We start from the raw sequence: 25,409 nt of genomic DNA on the forward strand, positions 1-25,409 counted from the left end.
TCGCTCCTCCTTTCGCTGCTCGATGTCCGGCCGCACGGATGCGGCCTCAGCCTCCGGTGATGCCCAGGGCTCCGGCGATCGCCTTGGCCGTCACCTCGATGATGTTGGGCACGTAGAAGATCACGCCGATCGCGATGGCCAGGATGATGAACTGCACGAACCTGGTGATCTCCCGGGTGAACAGGAAGAACAGGGCCACCACGGAGACGATGACGAGGAAGAGCGGGGCGAAGAACCGGCGCAGGAAGTCGGCCAGGCCCTCGGTGTTCACGCCCGCGGGAGGACCCGCCGGAGGATTGGTCGGCTGAGCGAGATCGATCATGCTCAGCAGGATGGTCTTCAGGGTCACTTCTCGTCCTCCGTGCTCATGATCGCCGATTTCCGGCGGTCATGGGCGCGCGACGCGCGCGCGTCGGCCGCCTCACCGCCGGTTGGCCGATCAGGGGGGCTCTGTTCACTGCGGACTGGCACCGTTCGATCATGCGTCATCCCGCGGACCGTTCCGCGCCGCGGATTTCTTTGACGAACCACTTGCCGTCCTGCTCGACCACGGTGAGGACGTAGGACTGTTCCAGCTTCCCGCTCATGTCGCCCGGATCGCCGGGGGTGGGCTCGGCGGACGGGGCCGCCCCGGTGGGCACGCCCCAGACCACCGTGGCGGTCACCTCCCGGGTCGCGCCGCTGACGAGCGGCACGGCGAGGTCCTTGAGCTCCACGAAGGTGAACGCCCCTCCGAAGCCCTCCAGGGTGACGCCCGAGGCGGCGTACTGCTGCAGGGAGGCGGTGTCGCTCGCCGCGTAGGCCTTGAAGAAGTTGGCCATGGGGGTGCGCAGCTCCCGCTCGACGGCGTCGTCGCGCTCGGGCTCGGGCAGCACGGGCAGGTTCGCCGCCGACGGGGCCGGCAGGATGCCCGGACGCCCCGAGACCACGAACCGCCCGTCCTGCGGGTCGTGGAAGATCGGCACGGACAGCAGCTGCCGGCGGTTGCCCGACTGGTACATCAGGGTCACGACCGCGTTCGAGCCGTCGACGACCCGGGTGTCGTACGGCTGGATCGCCCCGGCGCTCATCCTCCCGAGACCGTCCCAGCCGAACTGCGGCTCGGCCCCGTCGGGGAGGAAGGGAGCCAGGCGGCCGGCCCGCTCGGACGCGCGGACGGCGTCGAAATTCAGGTAGACGGCCGCGAACTGGCTGGCGAAAGACGTCGCCTCCGTCACGGGGAATCCCTGGTCGGTGGGGGTGGAAGCAGTTCCTCCCGCCGTTCCTTGCTGGGTAAATCGCTCAAAAGGCGCACGGACCCCATTTACCACGATAACCACAATTAACGCCCACAGGATGGCGCGCCCGGTCCACACCAGCCAGCGCCCGCCGCCACCGGACCAGCGCCCGCGGCGCGGCGTCCGCCCGCGCGCCGGAGCGCGCTCGGGATCGTCGAACTCCTCCGTGTACGCCGAAAGCTCAGGGTCGCCAGCGATCCGCGGATCCTGCTGGACGGTGGACCTTCGAGCCATCACGCCTCCGCTCGCGCCGATTCCCCCGGTTGGCGCGGTGTCGTATTACTCCCGATCCCGTTAGCCATGGTGAAGTAATTACCCTAACCGCCTTGCCGATTCTTCCAGGAAAACCACGCCCATGCTGCAGGCATCGCCCTCACTGAGCAAACCGGATCTGGGAGCGGCCGGACGACCGGGACAGTTCAGGACGATGAACGCAGCACATTACTCCTGGCCAGCGCCAGGACCGGTTACCCAAACGCCATCCCTTGCTATCCGTGGAGCGCCGTGACTGTCTCGACCTGCGCCTTTGGGAGAAGGGACTGCTGAGGACGGCGTGACGTGGCGTCACCGGGCCCTCACACCACGGCGCCCCCGCCGGATGGACGGAGGCGCCGGCCGTACGGACCGCGCACGGATCGGCCGGGCGAAGTCCGTACGGATCCCGTACGGCTCGGCCGGGCGGAGGCCGTACGGATCACTCGGACGGAGGATCGAAGCCCGTGCACGGCTGAAGCGTCCACGAGCGGCGGATCCGCGCGTCGAGCAGCTTGCGCACCAGCTCCGGGTCCATCTCCTTCAGCACCTGGAGAGGAAGGCTGCTCGGCTCGGAGCGGTCGGCGGGTTCCGGGGTCTTCCTTCTGCGGGTCATATCCGCAGCCTGCGCCTCCGCCCCGCGGATGTCCAGGCGGAGCCGGACCCCGGAAGGCACCCCGGCGCGGCGGGCCGGGCCCCTGCGGACCGAATCCGTATCCGATCCGTCAGCGTCCGTGCACCGAGCGCACACCACGCGCGTCCTCTTCCCCGCCCGCATCCTCGATCCAGGGAGACGCCCGATGCGCGTTCGCCGCATGGCCGCAGTCCTGCTCCTGCTCGCCCCCACGCTTCTCCTCGCCCCACCGGCCTCCGCGGCTCCGAAGGTCTACAAGGGCGAAGGCGACCGCGTCCTGCGGATCCGGGCGACGGCCGAGCCCGGCATCGTGAAGATCACCTATGACGGGGAGGGCTACTTCTCCGTCTGGGGACTCACGTCCAAGGGCAAGATGAACGACCTCCTGGCGTCCGCCACCGAGGCGTACAGGGGGACGGTCGCCTACAACACCACCGGGGCGGGCGACACCGCGGGACTGAAGATCAGCGGCGATGGGGCGTGGACCGTGCAGTTCCTGCCCCTGTCGAAGGCCCGCTACTGGCCGATCACCGCCAAGGGCCCGGGCGACGACGTGCTCCGGCTGACGAGGACGAGCAGGGGCCTGCGCACCTTGCGGATCCGCTACGCCGGCGACGGCTACTTCTCCGCCTGGGCGCTGACCGCCTCCGGGCGCCTGCACGACCTGCTGGCCTCCGACGTCGACCGCTACAGCGGGACGGTGCCGCTGCCGCCCGGCACCCGGTACGTGAGCGTCAAGGCGTCCGGACCGTGGTCGATCGTCCGCAAGTAGCCGGGCGTCCCACGGGGCCGCGACTCCCTCGGTCATGACGCGTCCGGCCCGGACGGGGGCGGTGAGCCACCCGGCCGGGCCGGACACGTGTACGCCGGACGCGTGCGGCTAGACGTTGAAGCGGAACTCCACGACGTCGCCGTCGCGCATGACGTAGTCCTTGCCCTCGATGCGCGCCTTGCCCACCTGCCGGGCCGCGGCGATGGAGCCGGCCTCCACCAGTTCGTCGAAGGAGACGATCTCGGCCTTGATGAAGCCGCGCTGGAAGTCGGTGTGGATGACCCCGGCGGCCTCGGGGGCGGTCGCGCCCTTGCGGATCGTCCAGGCCCGCGTCTCCTTGGGGCCGGCCGTCAGATAGGTCTGCAGGCCGAGGGTCTCGAACCCGACGCGGGCGAGCTGGGCCAGGCCCGACTCCTCCTGGCCCACGGACTGCAGCAGCTCCAGGGCCTCCTCGTCGGAGAGCTCGACCAGCTCGGACTCGATCTTGGCGTCCAGGAAGACCGCCTCGGCGGGGGCGACGATCCCCGACAGCCGGGCCCGCAGCTCCTCGTCGACCAGCTCGTCGGCGTCGAGGTTGAAGACGTAGAGGAACGGCTTGGCCGTCAGCAGGTGCAGCTCCCGCAGGTCGGCCGGGTCGATGCCGGCGCCCTTGGCCCCGGCGTAGAGCGTCGTGCCGCCGTCGAGGAGCTTGGACGCCGCCTCGGCGGCGTCCAGCGTGGCCTTGCGGTCCTTGTTGGTCCTGGCCTCCTTCTGCAGGCGCGGGATCGCCTTCTCCAGCGTCTGCAGGTCGGCGAGGATCAGCTCGGTGTTGATCGTCTCGATGTCGCGCTCGGGGGAGACCGCGCCGTCCACGTGGGTCACGTCGGGGTCGCTGAAGACCCGGATGACCTGGCAGATCGCATCGGTCTCGCGGATGTTGGCCAGGAACTGGTTGCCCCGCCCCTGCCCCTCGGAGGCGCCCCGGACGAGCCCGGCGATGTCGACGAACTCGACCTTCGCAGGAATGATCTTCGCGGAGCCGAAGATCTCGGCCAGCTTCTCCAGGCGCGCGTCGGGGACACCGACGATGCCCACGTTGGGCTCGATGGTGGCGAACGGATAGTTCGCCGCCAGGGCGTTGGCGGTCTTGGTCAGCGCGTTGAAAAGCGTGGACTTACCGACGTTGGGCAATCCGACGATGCCGATGCTCAGGCTCACGTGACCCGAGTCTACGGGGAAGCGCGCAGTGCTGCCCGACGCAGGCAGGTCACGGGCGCCGGAGTCCGCCGTCCGGCGCAGGCGGGTCACCCGACGCCGGAGCCCGCCGTCCGGCGAGGCGGGTCACCGGGCGCCGGATTTCGCCGTCCGGCGCAGGCAGGTCACGGGACGGCGGACCCCGGGGTCGCGCACCCGCAGGTAACGGTCGGAGCCGCGGGGACAGCCGGAGCGGGCCTCGGCCCTGGCCGTCACCTTCGCCCAGGCGCGGCCGGACGCGCACGGCGCCTTCACCAGCGCCTCGCGGCTCACCAGCCGCCCTCCCGGCCTGGCCACGCAGTCGCCCGCCGAGAGCACCCGCCCGCCCTCTCCCAGGCAGGCGACCGCCCGGTCGTCCAGGGCGATCGCGTCCAGGGCCTCGCGGGGGCAGGCGGAGCTCCGCTCCACCACGGCCAGCACCTTGCCGTACCAGCCCTCGGCCGAGCAGGGCCGCTCCCCCTCGCGCAGCGTCAGGCAGTCACCCGCCCGCAGCACTCCCCCGCCCCGGCCCGGGTCTCCGGGGTGCGGGCCGCGGAGGTTGCGTACGCACGCCGTACGGTCGGACCGCGAGGCGGACATCCCGGCCTCCGCCCTCTCCGGATCGGACGCCTTCGGGGACGACGCCTTCGAGGCCGGCGAGGCCGGCGCCTTCGGGGACGGTGTGACCGGAGGCGTCGTGATCCTGACGAACTCGTCGGTGATGACGGGGCAGTCGGGCGCGCGGAGGCCGACCATAGAGATCACCCTGCCGTCGGCGTCGTCGCAGAGCACCAGGGCGAACCTGCCGCCCTCGCGCTCGACGCAGGCCCCCTTCTTCCAGGTGAGCGCGGCGGTGGCCGCCTCGGCCGCCCGCGTCGCCTCGTGCGCCCGCTCGGCGCGCCCGGCGATGAACACCCCCGTCGCGGCGACCACCGCCACAGTGACGGCCGCCGTCACCCCGAGCGCGGGCACCGCCCTGGACCCCAACCCCCGTGCGCCCACAGAGACCCCCTACTTTCCGTGTTCAACAACAAACTTTGGGTGATCGGATGCGTTCGCACAAGCGGAACACGAGGGTCGGTCGGAAAGCGTGTCGGACGCATGGGAGCCGCCATACCTGGGATCATGCGAAAGATGGACGTCATGGCACTCGCCTTCCAGTTGGCCGTGGGACTCGCGGCGGGGCTCGCGATCGGGTTCCTGCTGGGCCGGGGGCGCGCGTCGGCCGGGGCGTCGGACGCCGTCACCCGCCTGGTGGAGGCCGAGGCCCGCGCCGCGGCGGCCGAGGAGAAGGTCCGCTACGTCGAGGAGCAGCTCGCCGAGCGCTTCCAGGCCCTGTCCGCCCGCGCGCTGGACGTCAACAACCTGCGCTTCCTGGAGCTGGCCGAGACCCGGCTGGCCGCGAGCCGCGCCGAGGCGACCGGGGAGCTGGAGCAGCGCAAGCAGGCGGTCGAGCACTTGATCGAGCCGCTGAAGGACACCCTGGCCCGGGTCGAGACGCAGCTGCGCGACACCCAGTCGGGCCAGCGCGCCGCGCACGCCGAGCTGACCCGGCACATCGACGTCATCCGCGAGAGCAACGACCGGCTCCGCGACCAGACCGGCGCCCTGGTCCGGGCCCTGCAGCGGCCCGACGCCCAGGGCCGGTGGGGGGAGCTCCAGCTGCGCAGGGTCGCCGAGATCGCCGGCATGCAGCGCTTCTGCGACTTCGACGAGCAGGCGAACGCGACGACCGCCGACGGCGCGCTCCGCCCCGACATGGTGGTGCGGCTGGCGGGCGGCAAGAACATCGTGGTCGACTCCAAGGTCTCCCTGGCCGCCTATCTGGAGGCCGCGGAGTCCGCCGACCCCGACCACCGGTCCTCCCGGCTCGACTCCCACGCCAGGCACGTGCGCGAGCACGTGGACCGGCTGGCCGCCAAGAGCTACTGGCAGGCCTTCAGCCCGGCGCCGGAGTTCGTCGTGCTGTTCATCCCGGGAGAGGCCTTCCTCGCACCGGCGCTGGAGCGCGACTCCGGCCTGCTGGAGTACGCCATGCGGCGGCGGGTCCACATCGCCACGCCCACCACACTGATCACCATGCTCCGGACCGCCCAGTACGCCTGGCAGCAGGAGGCGCTCAGCGAGAACGCCCGGGCGGTCTTCGAGCTCGGCAAGGAGCTGTACGAACGGCTGAGCACCATGGGCAGGAACATGGACGCGATGGGCCGCTCGCTGAGCCGGGCGGTGGAGGCCTACAACCGCACGGTCGGCTCCCTGGAGACGCGGGTGCTGGTGAGCGCCCGCAAGCTGAACGACCTGGGGCTGGTCGACACCGACATGGATCGGCCCGCCACGGTCGAGGACCTCCCCCGCGCGCTCACCTCTCCGGAACTGCTGGAAGAAGACACGCCAAGCTCATCCCTCATCTCCCGGTTGAACGGTAAGTTGGCCAACGACCTGCCTTGAAAGGTGTTTCCTGGAACCGGGGTGCGGCGGACACTGGAAACCGCGGGGGCGGCTGTGAGGGGGACGGGCGAGGTGGTCGCATGAGTGAACGTAGCCGGGCATCCGGCATCCGGCTGACCGCGCGGGGGGCGGTGGCGTCCATGCTGGTGTTCACATTGGCGGGAAGCGTGCTGCACGCCCTGTTCGGGCCCTCCGCCCTGGTCGGGGCGGCGTTCGTGGTCGGCTGCGTGGCCGCGGTGTCCCTGGTCAACCCGCGCGACCTGCTCCCGCTGGTGGTCTCCCCGCCGCTGGTCTTCTTCGTCGCCGTGTTCATCACCGAGGCGGTCCGCTCGTTGTCGGCGGCCTCGCCGGTCCAGGCCTTCGGCTTGGGCATGTTCACCGCGATGTCCGGCGGGGCCCCGTGGCTGTTCGCCGGCTCGGCCCTGGTGCTGGTCGTCGCCTGGCGGCGGGGGCTGACCCGGTGCGTCCGCGAGCTGCGCGAGGAGATCCGCGCCGGAGCCCCGGGGGTGCCCCGCCCGAGGGTCGGCGACGACACCGGCTTCGCACCCGAGCCCGAGGGTTATTTCGAGCCCCGGATCTACGGCACCCCCCGCGAGGGTCAGTGACCCTCGCGGTCCGGCGGGCCGTACGGGCCCGGTGAGCACCGCATCCGAGCCTGACGGGCGCCGTACGGACCCGGTGGGTGCCGTACGGCGGCGCCCGGCGCCGCCGTACGACGGGGCGCGTCAGACGGCCGCGGCCCGGAGGTTCTTGCGCAGCTCGTGCGGGAGGGCGAAGCGCACGTTCTCCTCGACGGAGTGGACTTCCTCGACGTCGTCGAAGCCGTTCTCGGCGAGGCGGGCCAGGACGCCGGCGACCAGCTCGTCGGGGACCGAGGCGCCGCTCGTCACGCCGACGGTGGTGACGCCGTCGAGCCACTCGTCCTTGATGAAGGAGGCGTTGTCGACGAGGTAGGAGGCGTCGGCCCCGTGGTCGAGGGCGACCTCGACCAGGCGCTTGGAGTTGGAGGAGTTCTCCGAGCCGACGACGATGACCAGCTCGGCCTGCGCGGCGATCTCCTTCACCGCGACCTGGCGGTTCTGGGTGGCGTAGCAGATGTCGTCGCTCGGCGGGTCGATGAGGCCGGGGAAGCGCTCCTTGAGCCGGGTGACCGTCTCGGTCGTCTCGTCCACCGACAGCGTGGTCTGCGAGAGCCACACCAGCCGCCCGGGGTCCTTGACCTCGACGGAGTCGACGGCGGCCAGGCCGTCCACGAGCTGGATGTGGTCGGGCGCCTCGCCCGCGGTGCCCTCGACCTCCTCGTGGCCCTCGTGGCCGATCAGCAGGATGTCGTAGTCCTGGGAGGCGAAGCGCTTGGCCTCGTTGTGCACCTTGGTGACCAGCGGGCAGGTGGCGTCGATCGTCTTCAGCCCGCGCTGGGCGGCCTCCTGATGGACGGCCGGGGAGACGCCGTGGGCGGAGAAGACGACGATGGCGCCCTCGGGGACCTGCTCGGTCTCCTCGACGAAGATCGCTCCGCGCTCTTCCAGCGTCTTGACCACGTGGGTGTTGTGCACGATCTGCTTGCGGACGTAGATCGGCGCGCCGTACTGCTCCAGGGCCTTCTCGACGGCCTGGACCGCCCGGTCGACCCCCGCGCAGTAACCACGGGGCTTCGCCACAAGTACACGACGGGTCGCGCGGGTCTTTGAAGTCATGTTCTTATGCTACGTGGAGTGCCCATGGGGTCCGCTCATGTGCCCCTTGACCTCGCAATGACCCCAACTGCCAGACAAGCCGTCCAATACAGACCTCCCAAGGGAGACGAAATGTCAGTCCCCGATCTCTTCCGCACCGTCGCGGGGAAGGCCAAGGACCTGCCCCTGCACATGTTGCAGACCGCGCTGAGCGGCGTCGGCCAGGCCCTGCTGCTCGGCGACCGGGTGCGCAGCCGCCTCAAGCGCCTGGCGGGCAACGACGAGGAGCTGGAGGAGACCACCCGTCCCACCGCCGCCGACCAGCTCGCCGAGACGGACAAGCCCGCCGAGGACAAGCCCGCCCGCCGCGAGCCGGTCATCTTCGCCCCCGCCAAGCCCAAGCCGAAGCCCGCCGAGAGCGAGCCGGAGCCGGTGAAGGCCGAGACGGCGGAGGCCGAGACGGAGCCCGCGGCCGTGAAGGCCGAGACCGTGAAGCCCGAGCCCGCGAAGGCCGAGACCGTGAAGCCCGAGCCGGTGAAGGCCGAGAGCGCGGCGGAGACCGAGCCCGCGGCCGTGGCCACGGCCGAGCCGGCCGCGACCGAGTCCAACGGCGCCAAGGCCCGGCCCGAGCCGGTCATCTTCGCCCCCGCCAAGCCCAAGCCCGCCGAGACCGAGCCGGAGCCCGCGGCCGAGATCGCCGCGCCGCCGGCCGTGAAGGTCGAGGTGGCCGAGGTCGAGGTGGCCAAGCCCGAGACGGCCGACGCCGCCGCGGTCGAGGTCGTGAAGACCAGGCCGGCCAAGCCGAGGACGGCCAAGCCGAAGGCCGCGACGGCCGCCAAGAGCACGACCTCCAGGAGCACGAAGGCCGCCAAGGCCGCGGACGAGCCGGAGAGCGGGACCGGGACGGCCGATGCCGTCGAGGCCGGCGTCGCGGCCGTGCCCGCCGAGCCGCTGCCCGGGTACGCCGAGCTGACCGTGGCCTCGCTGCGCGCCCGGATGCGCGGCAAGAGCGCCGAGCAGATCAGGGACCTGATCGCCTACGAGAAGGCCACCAGCGCGCGTCCCGAGGTTGTGCGGATGTTCGAGAACCGCCTGACCAAGCTCGAAGCCGGCCAGTGATCCGCCGCTGCGCGTAGGCAATCCCCCGCTCCGCGTGCGGCGTCCGCGTAGGGTCTTCGCCATGAGCGCGAAGACCACACCGGAGCAGCCGCTGCCGGTCCGCACCGTCCTGCAGATGGTGGGCGGCTGGATCGGCAAGCTCGGCACCGTCTGGGTCGAGGGGCAGATCACCGAGCTGACCGCACGCGGCGGGACGGTGTTCCTGACCCTGCGCGACCCGGTGGCCAACATGTCCGCCCGGGTCACCTGCCCCCGCGGCGTCTACGAGGCGACCGTCCCCCGCCCGGTGGACGGCGCCCGGGTCGTCATGAACCTGAAGCCGGACTTCTGGGTCAACCGGGGCTCCTTCGCGTTCACCGCGCTGGAGATGCGCCCGGTCGGCGTCGGCGAGCTGCTGGCCCGGCTGGAACGGCTGCGTCAGGTGCTCGCCGCCGAAGGGCTCTTCGGCGCCGACCGCAAGCGCCGCCTGCCGTTCCTGCCCGGCACGATCGGGCTGATCTGCGGCCGCGACTCCGCGGCCGAGCGCGACGTCCTGGAGAACTCGCGCCGCCGCTGGCCCGCCGTGCGCTTCAAGGTCGAGCCGGTCGCCGTGCAGGGGCCGTACGCCGTCGGCGAGGTCACCGAGGCGCTGCGGAAGTTCGACGCGGACGCCGAGGTGGACGTGATCGTGATCGCACGGGGCGGCGGGTCGCTGGAGGACCTGCTGCCCTTCTCCGACGAGTCCCTCGTCCGGGCCGTGTCCGCGTGCCGGACCCCGGTGGTCAGCGCCATCGGCCACGAGCAGGACAGCCCGCTGCTCGACCTGGTCGCCGACGTGCGGGCCTCCACCCCCACCGACGCGGCCAAGAAGGTCGTACCGGACGTCGGCGAGCAGCTCACGCTCGTACGCCAGCTGCGCGACCGGGGCCGCCGGGTGACCGCCGGCTGGCTGGACCGCGAGACCGCCTGGCTGACGGCGGTCCGCTCCCGGCCGTCCCTGGCCGACCCGGTCCGCGAGATCGAGCGCCGGGCCGAGCAGGCCGAGCAACTGCGGGACCGGGCCCGGCGCGCGCTCACCGGGTCCCTGGACCGCGCCGGGGACTCCCTGGGGCACCTGCGCGCCCGCCTGGTCGCCCTGTCGCCCGCCGCCACCCTGGAACGCGGCTACGCGATCGTCCAGCGTCCGTCCGGCGACGTGGTACGGCGCGCGGCCGACGTCGCCCCCGGCGACGAGCTGACGGTCCGCTTCGCCGACGACCGGATCACGGTCAGGCGCGAAGCCGCCGCGGGAACGAGGGCCAAGAGGGAGCCCGCCGCCGGAGCCGAGGCCGGGCGGGGGCCCGCCACGAGGACGAAGGCCGGCAAGGAGCCGGCCACGGAAACGGCGGCCGGGCAGGATCGCGCCGCCGGAGCCGGGCGGGAGCCCGTCACGGCGCCGAAGGTCAGGAAGAAGCCCGCCACGTGAGCGAGGGATAGCCGTCCTCGACGAAGCCGAACTGCCGGTACAGCGGCTCCCCGTCGGAGGTGGCGTGCAGGTCCACCTTGCGGATGCCCGAGGCCCGGTACCACTCCATGAGCGCGCCCATGATGGCCCGGCTGTGCCCGCGGCGCCGGTGGCCGGGGTCGGTGGTCATGCCCTGGATGTAGCCGTACCTGCCGTCGGGCAGGCTCGGCCCGGGGAAGCGGTCGAAAATGAGACCGATCCCACAGGCGGCCAGACCGCCCTGCGGGGCGTCCACGACGTAGACGGCCGTGTCGGCGCTGCCGAGGCGTTCCTTCAGGCTGTCGGCGTAAGCCTCCTCCCAGAGGCTCTCGACCGGGAGGCTGCCGTCCATGGCCATGCGGTCGGCCAGGATCTGGCGCAGCCGGACCAGCTCGGGGATGTCGTCGGGGGTGGCGCCGCGGACGGTCATCGATCCATTCTCCCAGCCCTCCCGCGTGATCCCACCCTTTAGGGTGGGTGGGTGGCTGAGGACAAGACGCCGTCGTATGAGCAGGCGCGCGAGGAGCTGACCGAGGTGGTCCGCCGTCTGGAGGCGGGCGGCCTGACCCTGGAGCAGTCGATCGAGCTGTGGGAGCGGGGCGAGAAGCTGGCCGCGCTCTGTGAGGAGTGGCTGCAGGGCGCCCGGGTGAAGCTCGCCGCGGCCATGGCCAAACGCGGCCAGCCCGCTCCCGACTCCCCCTTCTGAGTCTCCGGTTCCGTACGGCCCGCGCCGCGCGTCGCCGTACCCGCTCTCGGCTAGCTGGGGGTGGGCGTGGGGGTCTCGGTGGGCTTGGGCTGCTGCTTGAGCGAGCTCGCCAGGGCGGTCAGCTCGTCCCACTCCGCGGTGCCGGTGACGACGACGGTCGAGCCGGGCAGGAGCCGTACCAGCGAGCGCTGGTTCTTGTCCTTGCGATAGCGCTGCTCCCAGCTCTCACCGGCGATCCGGACGCTGCCGGTGGCCTGGTCGGTGTTGGCCATCCGGCTGGCGAAGCCGGCCGCGGGCTTCTCGTCGCTCTGGATGAGCATCGCGTGCCTGCGCTCGGCCGTGGCGAAGCCGAGCCGCCAGGTCACCACGCCCTTCTGGTTCGTCGCCCGGGAGCTGTTGGGGACCCAGTTGGCCGGAACCGGCTCGGGGGCCCAGACCGGGAACGGCGCGTCGCGGCGCAGGTTGGCCACGTCGATCGAGTAGTCGACCCTCGGGATGCGCTCCGTCCTGCTCTGCGGGGTGACGAACAGGAAGATCACGACGCCGACGAGGCAGACGCCCATCGCGACGACGTAGCCGTAGAAACCCTGAGTGAAGCGTTGCACGACTGGCGAGACTACCCGCCCGCAGGGCCGGTCCCGCGCCGGGGATGGCGGCGGGGATGGTGACGTCGGGGGCGGCGTCAGGGGCGGCGGATCTGCCCGATGATGGTCAGGGCGTCCTCGGCGAGCCTGCGGGAGGCGGTCTCGTCCTCCGACAGGGCGACCTCGGAGACCGCGGCGGCCAGGGCTCCGGTGAGGACCACGACCAGCGCCCCCTCGTCGTCCTCGAACAGCGCGGCGTTGCGCTTGGCCCACTGGCGCAGCCGGTCGCGCATGATGACCTCGAAGCCGGGCGGGCCGTCACCGCGCAGGAACAGCGCGGCCAGCTCGCGCTCGGCCAGGCAGCCTTCGAGATAGGCGCGGGCGCCGGCGACGAACAGCCGCATCGGGTCGGTCTCGCCCTCCGCCTTGGCGGCCTGGACCGCCTGCTTGGTGCGCTGGGCCTGGCGGTTCTGGAACTCGTCGAAGAGCGTCAGATAGAGATCGGCCTTGCCGGAGAAGTGGTGGTAGAGGCTGCCCACGCTCGCCCCCGCCCGCGCGACCACGTCGGTGACCCCGGCCTCGGCGAAACCGCTCGCGACGAAGGTGTCCCTGGCCGCCGCCAGAAGCGAGACGCGTGTGGCGGCGCCCCGCTCGGAGGTCCGTGCAGTCACGCTCGTCACCAACCGTTCCGTGTCGCTGCTCGTGGTTGGGACACATTATCCTCCGCGGCCTGGCAAGGAGGGGACAACTACGATTGCCGTAATCCACGAGAGGGGCTTTCCGCCATGTCCGAGCAGACGTCCGTCCCCGCAGCCCTCGCCACGGGCGAGCACGCGCCCGACCGCAACCTCGCGCTCGAACTGGTCCGGGTCACCGAGGCCGCCGCGATGGCCGCGGCCCGCTGGGTGGGACGCGGCGACAAGAACGGCGCCGACGGCGCCGCCGTCAACGCGATGCGTCAGCTCATCAACACGGTCTCGATGAACGGCGTGGTGGTGATCGGCGAGGGGGAGAAGGACAACGCGCCGATGCTCTACAACGGCGAGTCCGTGGGCGACGGCAGCGGTGCCGAGTGCGACGTGGCCGTCGACCCGATCGACGGCACCCGGCTGACCGCCCTGGGCATGCCCAACGGGATCTCGGTCATCGCGGTCAGCGAGCGCGGCTCGATGTACGACCCGTCGGCCGTCTTCTACATGGACAAGCTGGTGACCGGGCCCGAGGCCGCCTCCGCGGTGGACATCAACGCGCCGGTGGCCGACAACATCAACGCGGTGGCCCGCGCCAAGGGGTGCGGTCCCTCGGACGTCACCGTGGTCATCCTCGACCGGCCCCGGCACGAGAAGATCATCAGGGAGATCCGTGAGGCCGGCGCGCGGATCAAGCTCATCACCGACGGCGACGTGGCCGGTGCGATCATGGCGGCCCGCGTCGGCACCGGCATCGACCTGATGCTCGGCATCGGCGGCACGCCCGAGGGCATCATCGCGGCCTGCGCGCTCAAGTGCCTGGGCGGCGTGATCCAGGGCAGGCTGTGGCCGCAGGACGACGCCGAGCGCCGCCGGGCGCTGGACGCGGGGCTCGACCTGGACGCCACGCTGACCACCGACGACCTGGTCAGGTCCGACGACGTGTTCTTCGCGGCCTCCGGCATCACCGACGGCGAGCTGATGCAGGGCGTGCGCTACCGCGGCGGGCACGCGGTGACCAGCTCCCTGGTCATGCGCGGCCGGTCCGGCACGATCCGGAAGATCGAGAGCGAGCACCAGCTCTGGAAGCTCCGCGCCTACAGCGCGATCAACTTCGACACCGCCGGCTGAGACGGCCGAGGCGGCTGGGAGGGCCGAGACGTCCCGGCCCCGCCCGCCCGGCGCAGACCCCGGGCGGGCGCGGGCGGGTCAGCGGCGGAACCAGGAACGGCGGGGACGCTTGGGCGACTTGGCGACGATGTTGCCCATGGAGACGACGCCGGTGATCTCGATGACCGGGCCGTCGGGCGAGGACGGCACCTGGTTCTTCTTGCCGCCCAGGAACGTCGAGGCGGGCATCTCGATCCGGACGCCCTCCGGGACGACCAGCGTGAGCGTCCCGCCCATCACGGTGACCTGGAGGGTCACGTGCCTGGACTGCAGCAGCGCGTCGCACAGGTCGAGGGTGACGTTGGCGCAGATCGCGGTGGCGGTGAAGTGCGAGGGGACCACCCAGCGGCCCGAGCGCCTCTCCGAGCCGAAGAAGGCCGCCACCGGGCGGACGTCCGTCCGCAGCGGCTGCTCCTCCGGCGGCAGGAGGTCGGCGATGAGCGCGGTGATCTCACCGAGCGTGCGGGCCTGATAGAGCCTTTCGAGCCGCTCCTCGTGCTCGTCGTGGCTCAGCCGCCCGTCGGCGAGGGCGTCGTTGAGGACCACGGCCACCTGCTCACGGTCGGTGTCTCCCGCCCTCAGATCGGCGGGTTTCGGCTCTGCGGTGTTCTTACGGATCGCGGGAGGCCTGAAGGAGTCCACCCTTCGACGATAAGCCCTCCCATCCCCTGTCCGGGCGGATCGGCACGGCCCCGCACGGGACCATTGACCCCCGGGAACGGCGCCCCTACGCTGACGGAAACTTGAACCCCCCTCATGTTCATGGAGGCCGTGGTGCCGACCCCGCGTGACAGGCAGGCACGGGTGGCGACCTGGGGCGCCTTCTTCGTCCAGGGCCTGTGCTTCGCCACCCTGCTCACCCACGTGGCCGATCTGCAGCACAAGTTCGAGCTGAGCGACGGCGACCTCACCATGGTCCTGCTGCTGGTGCCGGTGATCGCGGGAGTCGGGAGCGCCGCCGCGGGCTTCCTCGCCGCCCGGTACGGCAGCGCCCCGGTGCTGAGGATCTCCCAGCTGGCCGTGTGCGCCATCGTGGTCCTCCTGGGCTGGAACGGCGACCTCACCGGCCTGTACGTGCTGAGCGCCGCCTTCGGTCTCGCCGTCGGAGCGGTCGACGCGGCGATGAACATGCAGGCGGTGGCGGTCGAGCGCACCTACGGCATGAGCGTGCTGACCGGCTTCCACGCGGTGTGGAGCGTCGGCTCGATGCTGGGCGCCGGGATCAACTCCGCCTTCAGCGCGCTCGGGGTGGACCTCAGCTGGTCCTTCACGGTCCCGGTGGTGATCGGCGCGGTCATCTCGCTGGTCATGCTCCCCCGCCTCTACGGGCGCGAGGAGGAGCGGGCGACCGCGCGGGCCGTGGAGGTCGCGGCGGCCCGGGTGCCGTGGCGGCCGATCATCCCGCTCTGCCTGGCGATGGCCTTCCTCTACGTCGGCGACGCGGCGGTCTCCAACTACAGCACCGTCTACATGGAGAGCGCGCTGGGGGCGACCGGCTGGCTGGTGCCCTTCGCCTACCTCGCCTACCAGGCGGCGATGCTCCTGGCGCGGATCCCCGGGGACCTCGCCGTGCGCCGGTACGGCCCGGCCCCGATGGTCCGGCTGGGCTCGGTGGTCGCCACGCTGGGCCTGCTCGGCATCGTCGTCGCCCCCGGCGCCGTGCCGGCCGTGCTCTCCTTCGGCCTCGTCGGCATCGGCCTGTCGATCATCGCCCCGCAGTCGTTCTCCGCGGCGGGCCGCCTGGGAGCAGGGGCCGAGACCGCCATCGCCCGGGTCAACCTGTTCAACTACGTCGGCTTCGTCGTCGGCGCCGCCGTGGTCGGGACGGTCAACGACCTGGTGAACGTGCGGGTGGCGTTCATCCCGGCCGCGGTCCTGGTGGCGCTGATCGTGTTCCTGGCGAAGGGCTTCCAGCCCCGGACCGCCGAGGCCGCGGCGCGTCAGGGATAGCGCTCGCCGGGACGTCCGCCGCTCCCGGGCGTGTCACAGATAGGGCAGCTGGTCCCGCTTGGCCCTCTCGTAGGCCTCGCGGGCCCGCCGTACCTCCTCCTCGCCGGACACCTCCGCGACCGGCACGTCCCACCAGGCCGTGGTGGCCGCGGCGGGGCCGGGAACGGTCTCCACGTACACGACCGTGGTGCGGGAGGACCCGCGGGCCTCGGTCAGCGCCGCGCGCAGCGACTTGGGGTCGTCGGCGCGCAGCACCTCGGCGCCCAGGCTGGCCGCGTTGGCGGCCAGGTCGACCGGGACGAACGGGCCGTCCAGCTGCCCGGAGGCGCCGCGGGCGCGGTAGGCGGTGCCGAGCCTGCGCGCCCCGACGGACTCCGACAGCCCGCCGATCGAGGCGAAGCCGCGGTTGTCCACCAGGACGATCACGAGCTTGACGCCCTCCTGCACGGCGGTGGCGATCTCCTGGGCCATCATCAGGTAGGACCCGTCGCCGACCAGCACGAACACCTCGCGCTCCGGGGCGGCGAGCTTCACCCCCAGCCCTCCGGCGATCTCGTAGCCCATGCAGGAGTAGCCGTACTCCACGTGGTAGGCGCCGGGCTCGCGCGTCATCCACAGCTTGTGCAGGTCCCCGGGCATCGACCCGGCCGCGTTGACCACCACGCCGTCCTGGGCGACCTCGTTGACCAGGCCGAGCACGACCGGCTGGGTCAGCTCCTCCCCGGTGGTGACCAGGGAGACCTGCTCGTGCCAGCCGTGGGCCAGCTCGGCGGCCCGGCCGGTCCACCCCGCCTCGGCCCGCCAGTCCCCCAGCGCCCCGAACGCCTCCAGCGCCGCGCGGGCGTCGGCGACGAGCGTCTCCCCGGCGTTCTTGGCCGCGTCGAAGGCGGCGACGTTGACGTTGAGGAACCGGGCCTGACCGAACAGGGTCCGGGAGGCGGTGGTGAAGTCGCTGTAGCGGGTCCCGACGCCGATCACCAGGTCCGCCTCCCGCGCCAGCGCGTTGGCCGCGGCGGTGCCGGTGTGGCCGACCGCGCCGACCCAGCGGGGATGGTCGTACGGCACGGCGCCCTTGCCCGCCTGCGTCTCGGCCACCGGCACGCCGTGCCGCTCGGCGAAGGCGGCCAGCGCGCCGGCGGCCCCGCTGTAGATCACCCCTCCCCCGGCGACGACCAGCGGCCTGCGGGAGGCGCGGATCAGCTCCAGCGCCCGCTCCAGCGCGGCGGGCTCGGGCACCGGCCGGGCCACGTGCCAGACCCGCCGGGCGAACAGCTCCTCGGGCCAGTCGCGGGCCTCGGCCTGCACGTCCTGCGGCAGCGCCAGCGTGACCGCGCCGGTCTCGGCCGGGTCGGTCAGCACCCGCATCGCGGCCAGCAGCGCCGAGGGCAGCTGCTCGGGCCGGTTGATCCGGTCGAAGAAGCGGGAGACCGGCCGCAGGGCGTCGTTGACCGTCACGTCGTAGGAGCGCGGGTCCTCGAGCTCCTGCAGGACCGGGTTGGCGACGCGGGTGGCGAAGACGTCGCCGGGCAGCAGCAGGACGGGGATCCGGTTGATCGTGGCCAGCGCCGCCCCGGTGACGAGGTTGGTGGCGCCGGGGCCGATGGAGGTGGTGCAGGCGAAGGCCGAGAGCCGGTAGCGGGCGCGGGCGTAGCCGACGGCGGTGTGCACCATGGCCTGCTCGTTGCGGGCCGGATAGTACGGCAGCGCGTCACCGGTGCCCGCGCCCCGCTCGGCCAGGGCCTGGCCGAGGCCGGCCACGTTCCCGTGGCCGAAGATGCCCAGGACGCCCGCGACCAGCCGCTGTTCGGCGCCGTCGCGCTCCGACCACTGGCCGGCGAGGAAGCGCACCAGCGCCTGTGCCACCGTGAGCCTCATCGTGCCTCCTCGGGGAGAGCCGGGGCTCCGGGCCGCGCGGCCCGGAGCGGGGTCAGCGCCGCGTGGCCGCGTCCGTCACGGGGCCCGCCGCGGGGCCCGTCATGGGGACCCGGGGGTCGAGCGGCTGGTCCGCCCAGGAGGAGCGGACCCACGCGTGCCGGGGGTCGTCGCAGAAGGCCATCGACCGCTCGTCGGCGGGCCCGGCCAGCACGTTCAGGTAGTACAGGTCGTAGCCGGGGGCCGCCATCGACGGGCCGTGGTAGCCGTGCGGGACGAGCACCACGTCACCGCACGAGACCTCGGCGAGCACGTCGTGCGTGCCGTACACCCGCTGGTAGCCGGGGCCGCCCTCGAAGTAGTAGATCTCCTCCAGCACGGCCTCGTGCTCGGAGGCCGTGTCGTGCTTGTGCGGCGGGTAGGACGACCAGTTGCCGCCGGGGGTGAGCACCTCGACCGCCACGAGCTTGTCGCACTCGAAGGCGTCGGGGGAGCAGAAGTTGTTGACCTGGCGGCTGGCCTGCCCGGTGCCGCGCACCTCCACCGGCACCTCGCCGGCCGGGCCGTACCGCACGGGCAGGCGCCGGGACGCGCGGGCCGAGGGCAGGGCGAAGCGGCCCTCGCCGGTGATCCGGACGGTCGCCTCGACCGGCAGGTAGGCGAAGTCGGAGACCGCGTGGAAGACCGAGGTGCGGCCGTCGAGCGCGAGCCGTACCCCGTCGCACTCGACCACGCACGACCCCGACATCGGCAGGACCAGCATCTCCTCGCCGCCGGTGGCGAACTCGACGCTCTCGCCCGACAGGTTGAGCAGGCGCAGCCCGCAGTAGGTCCATCCGGCCGACTCGGGGGTCAGCCACAGCGCCCAGGGAGCCAGCGCGGTGCTGCCGGCCGGGATGAACGTCATGCCCCCTCCCCGCGCCGTGACCGGCCGGGACGCGGCGGCAGCGCGCCGCGCCTGTGTGATCGCCTGCTCATGTCGCCTCCAGCATCGCCGCCGCGGTGTCCACCGCCGCTGCCACGTCGTCATCGGAGGGGTACAGCAACGCCCGGCCCACCACAAGCCCCCGGACGCCGGGAAGCCGCAACGCCTTGCGCCAGGCGGCGTACGCCAGGTCGGGCGCGTCGCCCGGGTCGCCGCCCAGCAGCAGCGTGGGCAGGGTGGTGGCGCGCATCACCCGCTCCATGCCGTCCACGACCGGGATCTTCAGCCACGTGTGCGCCGAGGTCGCGCCGAGGCCCTGGCAGACGTGCACCGACCGGATGACGCCCTCGGCCGACAGGTCGTGGGTGACCGCCCCGTCCACCCGGCGCGACCAGAACGGCTCGACCATCGCGACCAGCCCGCGGGCGGCCAGCTCGGTGACCGCCCGCCCGCAGGACTCCAGCGTGGCGGCGGTGGCGGGCTCGTCGACGCCGATCCGGCAGAGCATCTTGCCGCCGTCCAGGCCCATCCGCGCGATGGTGGCGGCGTCGTAGGCGGTGAAGCGGTCGTCGAACTCGAAGACGGTGCCCTGCACGCCGCCCCGGTTCATCGACCCGATGACGACCTTGCCGTCCAGCGCGCCGAGCAGCAGCAGGTCCTCGACCACGTCGGGGGTGGCCAGCAGCCCGTCCACGCCCGGCCTGGCCAGCGCCACGCACAATCGCCGGAGCAGATCGATCCGGCTGCCCATGGCCAGCGGCCGGTTGCCGACGCCGAGCGCGCCCCTGGCGGGGTGGTCGGCCGCGATGATCAGCACCTGGTCGCGCTCCTCCAGCAGGCTCCGCCTGCGCCGGGCGGCGGCCGCCTCGGCGATCCGCCAGGGATGACGCGCCCTGGTCTCCAGCAGCCTGCGGTGGTCGGCCTCCCGCAGCCCCGCGATCTCCTCGGCTCCAGATCTCTCGGCCCCCGATCCGCTCACCGCCCGCCCCCTCGCCTCGCATCCGGCCGGCCCCCGCCCGGCGCGGCCGGTGTCCCGGCCGCACCGAGCACGTCCAGCACCTCCTCCACCGCAGGCATGGCCGGCGCGCAGGCCAGCCGGCCCGCCACGATCGCCCCGGCCGCGTTGGCGAACCGGAGCGTGCGCTCCAGCGGCCACCCTTCGAGCAGGCCGTGGCAGAGCGCCCCGCCGAAGGCGTCGCCAGCGCCGAGCCCGTTGACGACCTCGACCGGGACCGGCGGCACCTCCACCGTCTCGCCCGCGGTCATGCCCAGCACCCCGCCGCCGCCCTGTTTGACGACCGCCAGTTCCACGCCCGCCTCCAGCAGCGCCCTGGCCGCCTCATGCGGCTTGCGCGTGCCGGTGGCGACCTCGACCTCGTCGAGGTTGCCGACCGCGACGGTGACGTGCCCGAGCACCCCGCGCACCTGGTCGCGGGCCTCCCCCGGATCCGTCCAGAACATCGGCCGGTAGTCGAGGTCCAGCACCGTGTGCCGGCCCCGCGCCCGGGCCCGCCAGGCGGCCAGGTGCGCGCTGCGGGACGGCTCCGCCGACAATCCGGTCACCGTCGCCCAGAACAGCTGCGCCGCGGCCACGGCGGGCAGGTCGAGCTCCTCCGGGAGGATCTCCAGGTCGGGGGCCTTGGGGTAGCGGTAGAAGTAGAGAGGGAAGTCCTCCGGCGGCCGGATCTCGCAGAACGTCACCGGGGTGGGCAGGCCGGGCACCGCGGTGACGTAGCGGTCGTCGACGCCGTACTCCCGCAGCGCGTCGTGGACGAACAGGCCGAACGGGTCGGCCCCGGTCCGGGTGATCACGGCGCTGGAGCGGCCCAGCCGGGCGGCGGCCACGGCCACGTTGGTCGGACTGCCGCCCAGGTACTTGCCGAAGGTCTCCACCTCCCGCAGCGACACCCCCACCTGCAGCGGGTAGACGTCGACCCCGACCCGTCCCATGGTCAGGACCTCGGGCGCCGGCGCGGAGCCCTCCGCCCTCACGAGAGCCCTTCCAGGTAGGCCAGGCTCTCCCGGACGTTCCACCTGGGATCCTCGTCCGAGGCGGCCCCGGGTCCGAGGATGACGTCCTGTTCCAGGACGTACCAGCCGGCGTAGCCGGCCGCGGTCAGGCGGGCGACGATGCCCGCCACGTCCACGTCGCCGAGCCCGAGCGGGCGGTACAGGCCCGCCCGCACCGCCCGGGTGTAGGTCAGCCCGCCCTCCCGCACCCGCCCGGCCGTCTCGGCGTCCACGTCCTTGAGGTGGACGTGGGCGACGCGCCCGGCGGCGCGGCGGACCAGCTCGCCGGGGTCGGTGCCGCCGATGAGCAGGTGGCCGGTGTCCAGGCAGAGCGGCACCGTGCTGCCGTCGAGCACCCGGTCCACCTCCTGCGGGGTCTCGACCATGGTCCCGACGTGCGGGTGCAGGGTGACGGCGCGGCCGAACTCCCTGGCGTCGCGCAGGATCAGGCGCAGGTTGTTGAGCAGGGTCTTCCAGCCGCCGGCGTCCAGGACGGGCTTGGCGTCGTAGCCCTCCCCGCCGGTCGCGGCGGCCAGCACGACGACCTCGACGTCGCCGTCCTGGAAGGCGCGCATGGTGGCGCGGACCTCGGGGAGCGGGTCGTAGCGGGGGTCGTGCAGGACGACGGGGACGAACCCGCCGACCGCGCGCAGGCCGTACCGCCCGAGCAGGGCGCGGCACCGCGACGGCGAGGGGGGCAGGAAGCCGGGGGGGCCCAGCTCGGTGGCCGTCAGGCCCACGTCCCGCATCTCGGCGAGCACCAGGGAGCGGTCCAGCTGCCGCCCCCATCCGGGGACCTCGCACACGCCCCAGGAGATCGGGGCGCCGGCCGTCCTGATCGCGCCCTTGCCCGCCGGCCGCTCCGGCCCGCTCATCTGACCACCTCCGCCACTCGGACCGCCCGCCGTTGCCGCAGCGACAGGTCGGCCGCCTCGGCGACGTAGAGGGCGGCCAGCGCGTCCTCGACGGTGCACGGACTGTCGATCTCCCCGCGGGCGGCGGCCAGGAAGGCCCCCAGCTCGGCCACGTAGGCGGCGGCGAACCTGGTGGCGAAGTCCGGCCACGGCTCCCCGCCGGGTTGCAGGCCCTCGGCGCTGGTCAGCGGGGCGCGCGGATCGAGGCCGACCGCCTGGGTCCGCAGCGTCCCGGCCAGCTCCATCCGCACGTCGTAGCCGGCCCCGTTGTAGCGGGAGCCCTGCAGCGTGACCAGCGTGCCGTCGTCCATCGTGACGAGGGCGGCGCTGTTGTCGACGTCCCCGGCCTCGGCGAAGAACGCCTCGCCGCGGTTGGCCCCGGTCGCGTAGACGCCGACGGCCTCCCGGCCGGTGACCCAGCGCAGGATGTCGAAGTCGTGGATGTGGCAGTCGCGGTAGATCCCGCCGGAGGTGGCGATGTATCCGGCGGCGGGCGGGCGGGGGTCGGCGGTGATCAGGTGCACCCGGTGCAGCCGCCCGATCTCCCCGGCTCGCAGCGCCCGGCGGGCCTCGGCGTAACCGGCGTCGAAACGGCGCTGGAAGCCGATGTGCACGACCGTCCCGCTCTGCTTGGCGGCCTCCAGCACCCGGACCGTGTCGTCCACGTCCGAGGCGGCGGGCTTCTCGCAGAACACCGGGATCCCCGCGGCGCAGGCCCGCAGCAGCAGCCCGGCGTGGGTGGCCGTGGGGGTCGCCACCACCAGGGCCTCGGCCTCGAAGGGATCGCCCACCCCGGCCTTCTCCCCCAGCCCGGCGGCCACTTCGGCGGCCCGTTCCCCGTCCTCGTCGGCCACCACCAGCTCGTCGACGCGGGGGTGCGCCGCCAGAGTCATCGCGTGGAACGCCCCTATGCGTCCGAGACCCAGCAAACCGACGCGCATAATGCCTCCGGCGGAGAGAGCGGCTGGTTTCCAGTTCTAAGCGACGCTCCGGGCATCGTCAAGACTTTGTCAGGACATGCGGACGATCTATCAACTCGGCGAGGTCGTCAGCGCGCCCTCAGCGCGAAGGCGCGGATCACCTCTCCCGTGCGGTGGACCGGGAGCCTGGCGAACCCCATGACGAGGGCGGGCGGGCCCGGCCGGCGGCGCATCGGCCCCACCGGCTCGGCCGCCAGCCCGCACTGCCGCGCCGCCGCCGCGACGGCCGGTTCGTCCCAGTCCCCGGGCAGCTCGGCGAGCAGGTGCAGCCCGGCGGAGACGCCGCGCACGGTGATCTCGGGGAGGTGCTCGGCCAGGGCCCGGACCAGGGCGTCGCGCCGGATGCGGTACTCCCGGCGCATCCGCCGCAGGTGCCGGTCGTAGGCGCCCGTGCGCACGAAGTCCGCCAGCGCGTACTGCTCCAGCACCGGGGAGCCCATGTCCAGCTCGCTCCGCGCCAGCCGTACGGCGGCGGCGATCTCCGGCGGGGCCGCCACCCAGCCGAGCCGGAGGCCGGGGGCCAGGGACTTGCTGACGCTCCCGGCCAGGACCACCCGGTCGGGGGCGAGCCCCTGCAGGCAGCCCACCGGGTCGCGGTCGAAGCGGAACTCGGCGTCGTAGTCGTCCTCCAGGACCGTCGCGCCCGTCGCCGTGGCCCATTCGATCAGCTCGGCGCGGCGGCGCGGGGAGAGCACGACCCCGGTCGGGTAGTGGTGGGCCGGAGTGAGCAGCACCGCCCGCACCCCCGTCCCGGCGAGCGCCGCCACCTCGACGCCCTCCTCGTCCACCGGGACCGCGACCGGGTCGGCCCCGGCCGACCGGAGAAGCGGGAGCTGGCGCAGGCCGGTCGGGTCCTCGACCGCGAGCCGGATCCGCCCGGGGCCCGGCGGCGGGGCCGCGCCCCCGTCCACGAACCAGCTCAGGTCGGCGCCGCTCCGGTCGCCCGCGGGCAGCCGCCCGGCCAGCGCCTGCACGGTGAGGTTCAGCCCCTGGGCCACCCCGCCCACGATCACCAGGTTCTCCGGCGTGACGTCGGCCCCGCGGACCCTGCGCAGGTAGGCGGCCAGCTCCTCGCGCAGCTCGGACACGCCGCCGGGGTCGCCGTAGTCCAGGGCGTCGGCGGGCAGCGCGGCCAGCGCCCGCCGGGTGGCGGCCGTCCACCGCTCGCGGGGGAAGGAGCGCAGGTCGGGCGAGGTGGGACGGCGCGTGTAGTCGCACTCGGGGACCGGCTCCCCGGGAGCCGCGGCGCCGCCCTCCGGGCGCTCGCGCGGGCCGGCGGGGCCTGCGACGGCGGGACCCGCGTCCGCGGAACTCGCGGCGGCAGCACCTGTGACGGCGGGATCCGGGGCGGTGAAGCCCGCGGCGGGGCCCGCGGCGGGGCCCGCGGCGGGGCCCGCGGCGGAGTCCCGGGCCGACGGGGCGCGGCAGGCCGCGGGGGCCACCCGCGTCCCCACGCCCACCCGGGAGATCAGGAAGCCCTCGGCGACCAGCTGCTCGTAGGCCTCCACCACCACGCCGCGCGAGAGCCCGAGGTCCCTGGCCAGCTCCCGGCTGGCGGGCAGCCGCTCCCCGGCCGCCAGCCTGCCGCGCCGTACGGCGTCGCGCAGCTCGCGGGTGATCTGCCCGGAGATGCCCCCCGCCTCGCGGTCGATGGTCAGGTGAAGATCCGCCACCCGTCCCCCTCCAGATCGGCCGCAGCCGGGATTGGTCCTGTTTCCCAAGCGCCGATTGGACTGAACGAGGGAACCATTGGCTTCCTAGCATTCCCGACATGAGCACCGATGTCATCACCAGAGGCGGGGAAACCCGGGGTCTCGTCCAGGCCTCCGGGGCGATGTTCCTGGTGGGCACCCTCGCCGGGGTCGCCGGAGCGATCCGGGACTATCCCCTGTACGGCGGGCAGGCGCTGCGCTATCTCCTGGCCTCGGCCGTCCTGCTGGCCGTCGCGCGACTGGCCGGTCTGAGGTTCCTGCGGCTGACGCTCAAGGAGACCGCCCTTCTGGTCGCGCTCTCCATCACGGGGCTGGTCATCTTCAACGTCTGCGTGATCGAGGCGACCGGGCACGGCGGCCCCGCCCTGGTCGGCACCGTACTCGGCACCGTCCCGCTGGCGCTGGCCCTGCTGGACGGCCGCCCCTCGCCCCGGGTGGTCGGGGCGGCGGCCGTGGTGGTGGCCGGGGCGACGGTGGCCACCGGGCTGGGCAGCGGCGACATGACCGGTCTGCTGTGGTCGCTGGGCGCTCTGGTCTGCGAGGTCTGCTTCTCGCTGCTGGCCCTGCCGCTGCTGCCCCGGCTGGGCGCGGTGCGGGTCTCGGCCTACTCGGCGGCGCTGGCCGTGCCGATGCTCGTGGTGATCGGCCTGACGGTGGACGGCGCCGCGATGCTGCGCGTGCCGACCCCCGCCGAGGCGGCGGGCCTCGGCTACCAGTCGATCATCGTCACCACCGTGGCGTTCTTCCTGTGGTACGACGCGCTGCCCCGGCTCGGCCCCGGACGGGCGGGGCTGTTCGCCGGGCTGATCCCGGTGGGCGCGATCGCGACGGGGGCCGTACTCGGCCTCGGCGCCCCGTCGGCCGCCGACCTGGCCGGCGCCGCGCTGGTCGTCGCCGGCATCGTCATCGGCCTGCGGGTCTCCCGGACCCGCCAGGCGCCCCCGGGAACGGACGGCGGCTCAGTGCCGCAGCGGTCCCCAGAACTTGCTCTCCTCGGCGACGCTCCGCAGCACGATCGCGAGGAGTGATCCTCCCAGACCGACGC

Annotated in this window: 26 protein-coding genes; 9 read left to right on the forward strand and 17 right to left on the reverse strand. The window is 73.2% G+C overall.

The window, feature by feature from the left end; genetic code table 11:
• Positions 1-46 precede the first annotated feature (46 nt).
• From Pta02_RS04905 to Pta02_RS04915, 3 genes are all read right to left on the reverse strand, one after another.
• Positions 47-322 (reverse strand): hypothetical protein, encoded by a 276-nt coding sequence (locus tag Pta02_RS04905; protein ID WP_239129693.1) that lies wholly within the window; start codon positions 320-322, stop codon positions 47-49.
• Between the two features lie 163 nt (positions 323-485).
• Positions 486-1,217, reverse strand: a complete 732-nt coding sequence (locus Pta02_RS04910) for a conjugal transfer protein (RefSeq protein WP_239129590.1) — start codon at positions 1,215-1,217, stop codon at positions 486-488.
• A 754-nt stretch (positions 1,218-1,971) separates the two neighbouring features.
• Positions 1,972-2,145, reverse strand: a complete 174-nt coding sequence (locus Pta02_RS04915) for a hypothetical protein (protein ID WP_203873450.1) — start codon at positions 2,143-2,145, stop codon at positions 1,972-1,974.
• A gap of 184 nt (positions 2,146-2,329) precedes the next feature.
• On the opposite strand from Pta02_RS04915, the gene Pta02_RS04920 reads away from it, so the two are divergent.
• On the forward strand, positions 2,330-2,935 hold the full coding sequence (locus Pta02_RS04920) for a hypothetical protein (protein ID WP_203873451.1): 606 nt from the start codon (positions 2,330-2,332) through the stop codon (positions 2,933-2,935).
• A 108-nt stretch (positions 2,936-3,043) separates the two neighbouring features.
• Here Pta02_RS04920 and ychF read toward each other — a convergent pair whose 3' ends face one another.
• Together ychF and Pta02_RS04930 are read right to left on the reverse strand one after the other, a co-directional pair.
• Positions 3,044-4,132, reverse strand: coding sequence for a redox-regulated ATPase YchF (gene ychF / locus Pta02_RS04925; protein ID WP_203873452.1), 1,089 nt, complete (start codon positions 4,130-4,132; stop codon positions 3,044-3,046).
• A 123-nt stretch (positions 4,133-4,255) separates the two neighbouring features.
• Complete coding sequence (locus Pta02_RS04930) at positions 4,256-5,119, reverse strand: hypothetical protein (protein WP_203873453.1); 864 nt, start codon at positions 5,117-5,119, stop codon at positions 4,256-4,258.
• Between the two features lie 162 nt (positions 5,120-5,281).
• Between Pta02_RS04930 and Pta02_RS04935 the strand changes: the two genes are divergently transcribed.
• Both Pta02_RS04935 and Pta02_RS04940 read left to right on the forward strand, forming a co-directional pair.
• A complete protein-coding gene (locus tag Pta02_RS04935; protein WP_203873454.1) occupies positions 5,282-6,595 on the forward strand; it encodes a DNA recombination protein RmuC in 1,314 nt (437 codons plus the stop codon).
• A gap of 80 nt (positions 6,596-6,675) precedes the next feature.
• Positions 6,676-7,200: a DUF6542 domain-containing protein gene (locus tag Pta02_RS04940; RefSeq protein WP_203873455.1), complete on the forward strand. Its 525-nt coding sequence runs from the start codon at positions 6,676-6,678 to the stop codon at positions 7,198-7,200.
• A gap of 120 nt (positions 7,201-7,320) precedes the next feature.
• Here Pta02_RS04940 and Pta02_RS04945 read toward each other — a convergent pair whose 3' ends face one another.
• Positions 7,321-8,292, reverse strand: coding sequence for a 4-hydroxy-3-methylbut-2-enyl diphosphate reductase (locus tag Pta02_RS04945; RefSeq protein WP_203873456.1), 972 nt, complete (start codon positions 8,290-8,292; stop codon positions 7,321-7,323).
• Between the two features lie 111 nt (positions 8,293-8,403).
• On the opposite strand from Pta02_RS04945, the gene Pta02_RS04950 reads away from it, so the two are divergent.
• Both Pta02_RS04950 and xseA read left to right on the forward strand, forming a co-directional pair.
• The gene (locus tag Pta02_RS04950; protein WP_203873457.1) at positions 8,404-9,390 is read left to right on the forward strand and encodes a DUF8129 domain-containing protein; all 987 of its coding nucleotides are present in this window, start codon (positions 8,404-8,406) and stop codon (positions 9,388-9,390) included.
• A gap of 61 nt (positions 9,391-9,451) precedes the next feature.
• On the forward strand, positions 9,452-10,834 hold the full coding sequence (gene xseA, locus Pta02_RS04955) for an exodeoxyribonuclease VII large subunit (protein ID WP_203873458.1): 1,383 nt from the start codon (positions 9,452-9,454) through the stop codon (positions 10,832-10,834).
• Here xseA and Pta02_RS04960 read toward each other — a convergent pair.
• Positions 10,812-11,282, reverse strand: a complete 471-nt coding sequence (locus tag Pta02_RS04960; protein ID WP_203873459.1) for a GNAT family N-acetyltransferase — start codon at positions 11,280-11,282, stop codon at positions 10,812-10,814. The genes xseA and Pta02_RS04960 overlap by 23 nt on opposite strands.
• Positions 11,283-11,333: 51 nt before the next feature.
• On the opposite strand from Pta02_RS04960, the gene Pta02_RS04965 reads away from it, so the two are divergent.
• Positions 11,334-11,558: an exodeoxyribonuclease VII small subunit gene (locus tag Pta02_RS04965; RefSeq protein WP_203873460.1), complete on the forward strand. Its 225-nt coding sequence runs from the start codon at positions 11,334-11,336 to the stop codon at positions 11,556-11,558.
• A gap of 50 nt (positions 11,559-11,608) precedes the next feature.
• Here Pta02_RS04965 and Pta02_RS04970 read toward each other — a convergent pair whose 3' ends face one another.
• Both Pta02_RS04970 and Pta02_RS04975 read right to left on the reverse strand, forming a co-directional pair.
• A complete protein-coding gene (locus Pta02_RS04970) occupies positions 11,609-12,163 on the reverse strand; it encodes a DUF4245 domain-containing protein (protein WP_203873461.1) in 555 nt (184 codons plus the stop codon).
• Positions 12,164-12,240: 77 nt separating this feature from the next.
• A complete protein-coding gene (locus tag Pta02_RS04975; protein ID WP_239129592.1) occupies positions 12,241-12,813 on the reverse strand; it encodes a TetR/AcrR family transcriptional regulator in 573 nt (190 codons plus the stop codon).
• 114 nt (positions 12,814-12,927) lie between these two features.
• Here Pta02_RS04975 and glpX point away from each other — a divergent pair, with 114 nt between their 5' ends.
• Entirely contained in the window at positions 12,928-13,962 is a 1,035-nt protein-coding gene (gene glpX, locus Pta02_RS04980) for a class II fructose-bisphosphatase (RefSeq protein ID WP_203873463.1), read from the forward strand.
• Positions 13,963-14,040: 78 nt separating this feature from the next.
• Here the strand turns inward: glpX and Pta02_RS04985 are convergent, their stop codons facing one another.
• The gene (locus tag Pta02_RS04985; protein ID WP_203873464.1) at positions 14,041-14,643 is read right to left on the reverse strand and encodes a DUF1707 SHOCT-like domain-containing protein; all 603 of its coding nucleotides are present in this window, start codon (positions 14,641-14,643) and stop codon (positions 14,041-14,043) included.
• Between the two features lie 132 nt (positions 14,644-14,775).
• Here Pta02_RS04985 and Pta02_RS04990 point away from each other — a divergent pair, with 132 nt between their 5' ends.
• The gene (locus Pta02_RS04990; protein WP_203873465.1) at positions 14,776-15,951 is read left to right on the forward strand and encodes an MFS transporter; all 1,176 of its coding nucleotides are present in this window, start codon (positions 14,776-14,778) and stop codon (positions 15,949-15,951) included.
• Between the two features lie 33 nt (positions 15,952-15,984).
• Here the strand turns inward: Pta02_RS04990 and iolD are convergent, their stop codons facing one another.
• From iolD to Pta02_RS05025, 7 genes are all read right to left on the reverse strand, one after another.
• A complete protein-coding gene (gene iolD / locus Pta02_RS04995) occupies positions 15,985-17,826 on the reverse strand; it encodes a 3D-(3,5/4)-trihydroxycyclohexane-1,2-dione acylhydrolase (decyclizing) (protein ID WP_203873466.1) in 1,842 nt (613 codons plus the stop codon).
• 52 nt (positions 17,827-17,878) lie between these two features.
• Positions 17,879-18,730: a 5-deoxy-glucuronate isomerase gene (iolB, locus tag Pta02_RS05000; protein WP_203873467.1), complete on the reverse strand. Its 852-nt coding sequence runs from the start codon at positions 18,728-18,730 to the stop codon at positions 17,879-17,881.
• A 67-nt stretch (positions 18,731-18,797) separates the two neighbouring features.
• A complete protein-coding gene (locus Pta02_RS05005) occupies positions 18,798-19,679 on the reverse strand; it encodes a Cgl0159 family (beta/alpha)8-fold protein (RefSeq protein ID WP_203873602.1) in 882 nt (293 codons plus the stop codon).
• 44 nt (positions 19,680-19,723) lie between these two features.
• Positions 19,724-20,698: a 5-dehydro-2-deoxygluconokinase gene (gene iolC, locus Pta02_RS05010; protein ID WP_203873468.1), complete on the reverse strand. Its 975-nt coding sequence runs from the start codon at positions 20,696-20,698 to the stop codon at positions 19,724-19,726.
• 38 nt (positions 20,699-20,736) lie between these two features.
• Positions 20,737-21,633, reverse strand: coding sequence for a TIM barrel protein (locus Pta02_RS05015; RefSeq protein ID WP_239129594.1), 897 nt, complete (start codon positions 21,631-21,633; stop codon positions 20,737-20,739).
• The gene (locus Pta02_RS05020; RefSeq protein WP_203873469.1) at positions 21,630-22,613 is read right to left on the reverse strand and encodes a Gfo/Idh/MocA family protein; all 984 of its coding nucleotides are present in this window, start codon (positions 22,611-22,613) and stop codon (positions 21,630-21,632) included. The genes Pta02_RS05015 and Pta02_RS05020 overlap by 4 nt, the downstream gene beginning before the upstream one ends.
• Before the next feature lie 107 nt (positions 22,614-22,720).
• A complete protein-coding gene (locus Pta02_RS05025; protein ID WP_203873470.1) occupies positions 22,721-24,325 on the reverse strand; it encodes an aminotransferase-like domain-containing protein in 1,605 nt (534 codons plus the stop codon).
• Positions 24,326-24,423: 98 nt separating this feature from the next.
• On the opposite strand from Pta02_RS05025, the gene Pta02_RS05030 reads away from it, so the two are divergent.
• Positions 24,424-25,392: a DMT family transporter gene (locus Pta02_RS05030; protein WP_239129595.1), complete on the forward strand. Its 969-nt coding sequence runs from the start codon at positions 24,424-24,426 to the stop codon at positions 25,390-25,392.
• Positions 25,393-25,409 lie beyond the last annotated feature (17 nt).

It is taken from the genome of Paraplanobispora takensis (assembly GCF_016863195.1).
Taxonomy (GTDB): domain Bacteria; phylum Actinomycetota; class Actinomycetes; order Streptosporangiales; family Streptosporangiaceae; genus Planobispora; species Planobispora takensis.

Bases quoted from the DNA above. Each gene is read 5' to 3' on its own strand.
- Pta02_RS04935 (WP_203873454.1), top strand. From the start codon at position 5,282: ATGGACGTCATGGCACTCGCCTTCCAGTTGGCCGTGGGACTCGCGGCG.
- xseA (WP_203873458.1), top strand. From the start codon at position 9,452: ATGAGCGCGAAGACCACACCGGAGCAGCCGCTGCCGGTCCGCACCGTC.
- glpX (WP_203873463.1), top strand. From the start codon at position 12,928: ATGTCCGAGCAGACGTCCGTCCCCGCAGCCCTCGCCACGGGCGAGCAC.
- Pta02_RS05030 (WP_239129595.1), top strand. From the start codon at position 24,424: ATGAGCACCGATGTCATCACCAGAGGCGGGGAAACCCGGGGTCTCGTC.
- Pta02_RS05020 (WP_203873469.1), bottom strand. From the start codon at position 22,613: ATGCGCGTCGGTTTGCTGGGTCTCGGACGCATAGGGGCGTTCCACGCG.
- Pta02_RS04920 (WP_203873451.1), top strand. From the start codon at position 2,330: ATGCGCGTTCGCCGCATGGCCGCAGTCCTGCTCCTGCTCGCCCCCACG.
- Pta02_RS04940 (WP_203873455.1), top strand. From the start codon at position 6,676: ATGAGTGAACGTAGCCGGGCATCCGGCATCCGGCTGACCGCGCGGGGG.
- Pta02_RS04905 (WP_239129693.1), bottom strand. From the start codon at position 322: ATGATCGATCTCGCTCAGCCGACCAATCCTCCGGCGGGTCCTCCCGCG.
- iolD (WP_203873466.1), bottom strand. From the start codon at position 17,826: ATGAGGCTCACGGTGGCACAGGCGCTGGTGCGCTTCCTCGCCGGCCAG.
- Pta02_RS04960 (WP_203873459.1), bottom strand. From the start codon at position 11,282: ATGACCGTCCGCGGCGCCACCCCCGACGACATCCCCGAGCTGGTCCGG.
- Pta02_RS05015 (WP_239129594.1), bottom strand. From the start codon at position 21,633: ATGAGCGGGCCGGAGCGGCCGGCGGGCAAGGGCGCGATCAGGACGGCC.
- Pta02_RS04945 (WP_203873456.1), bottom strand. From the start codon at position 8,292: ATGACTTCAAAGACCCGCGCGACCCGTCGTGTACTTGTGGCGAAGCCC.
- Pta02_RS04950 (WP_203873457.1), top strand. From the start codon at position 8,404: ATGTCAGTCCCCGATCTCTTCCGCACCGTCGCGGGGAAGGCCAAGGAC.
- iolC (WP_203873468.1), bottom strand. From the start codon at position 20,698: ATGGGACGGGTCGGGGTCGACGTCTACCCGCTGCAGGTGGGGGTGTCG.
- iolB (WP_203873467.1), bottom strand. From the start codon at position 18,730: ATGACGTTCATCCCGGCCGGCAGCACCGCGCTGGCTCCCTGGGCGCTG.
- Pta02_RS04915 (WP_203873450.1), bottom strand. From the start codon at position 2,145: ATGACCCGCAGAAGGAAGACCCCGGAACCCGCCGACCGCTCCGAGCCG.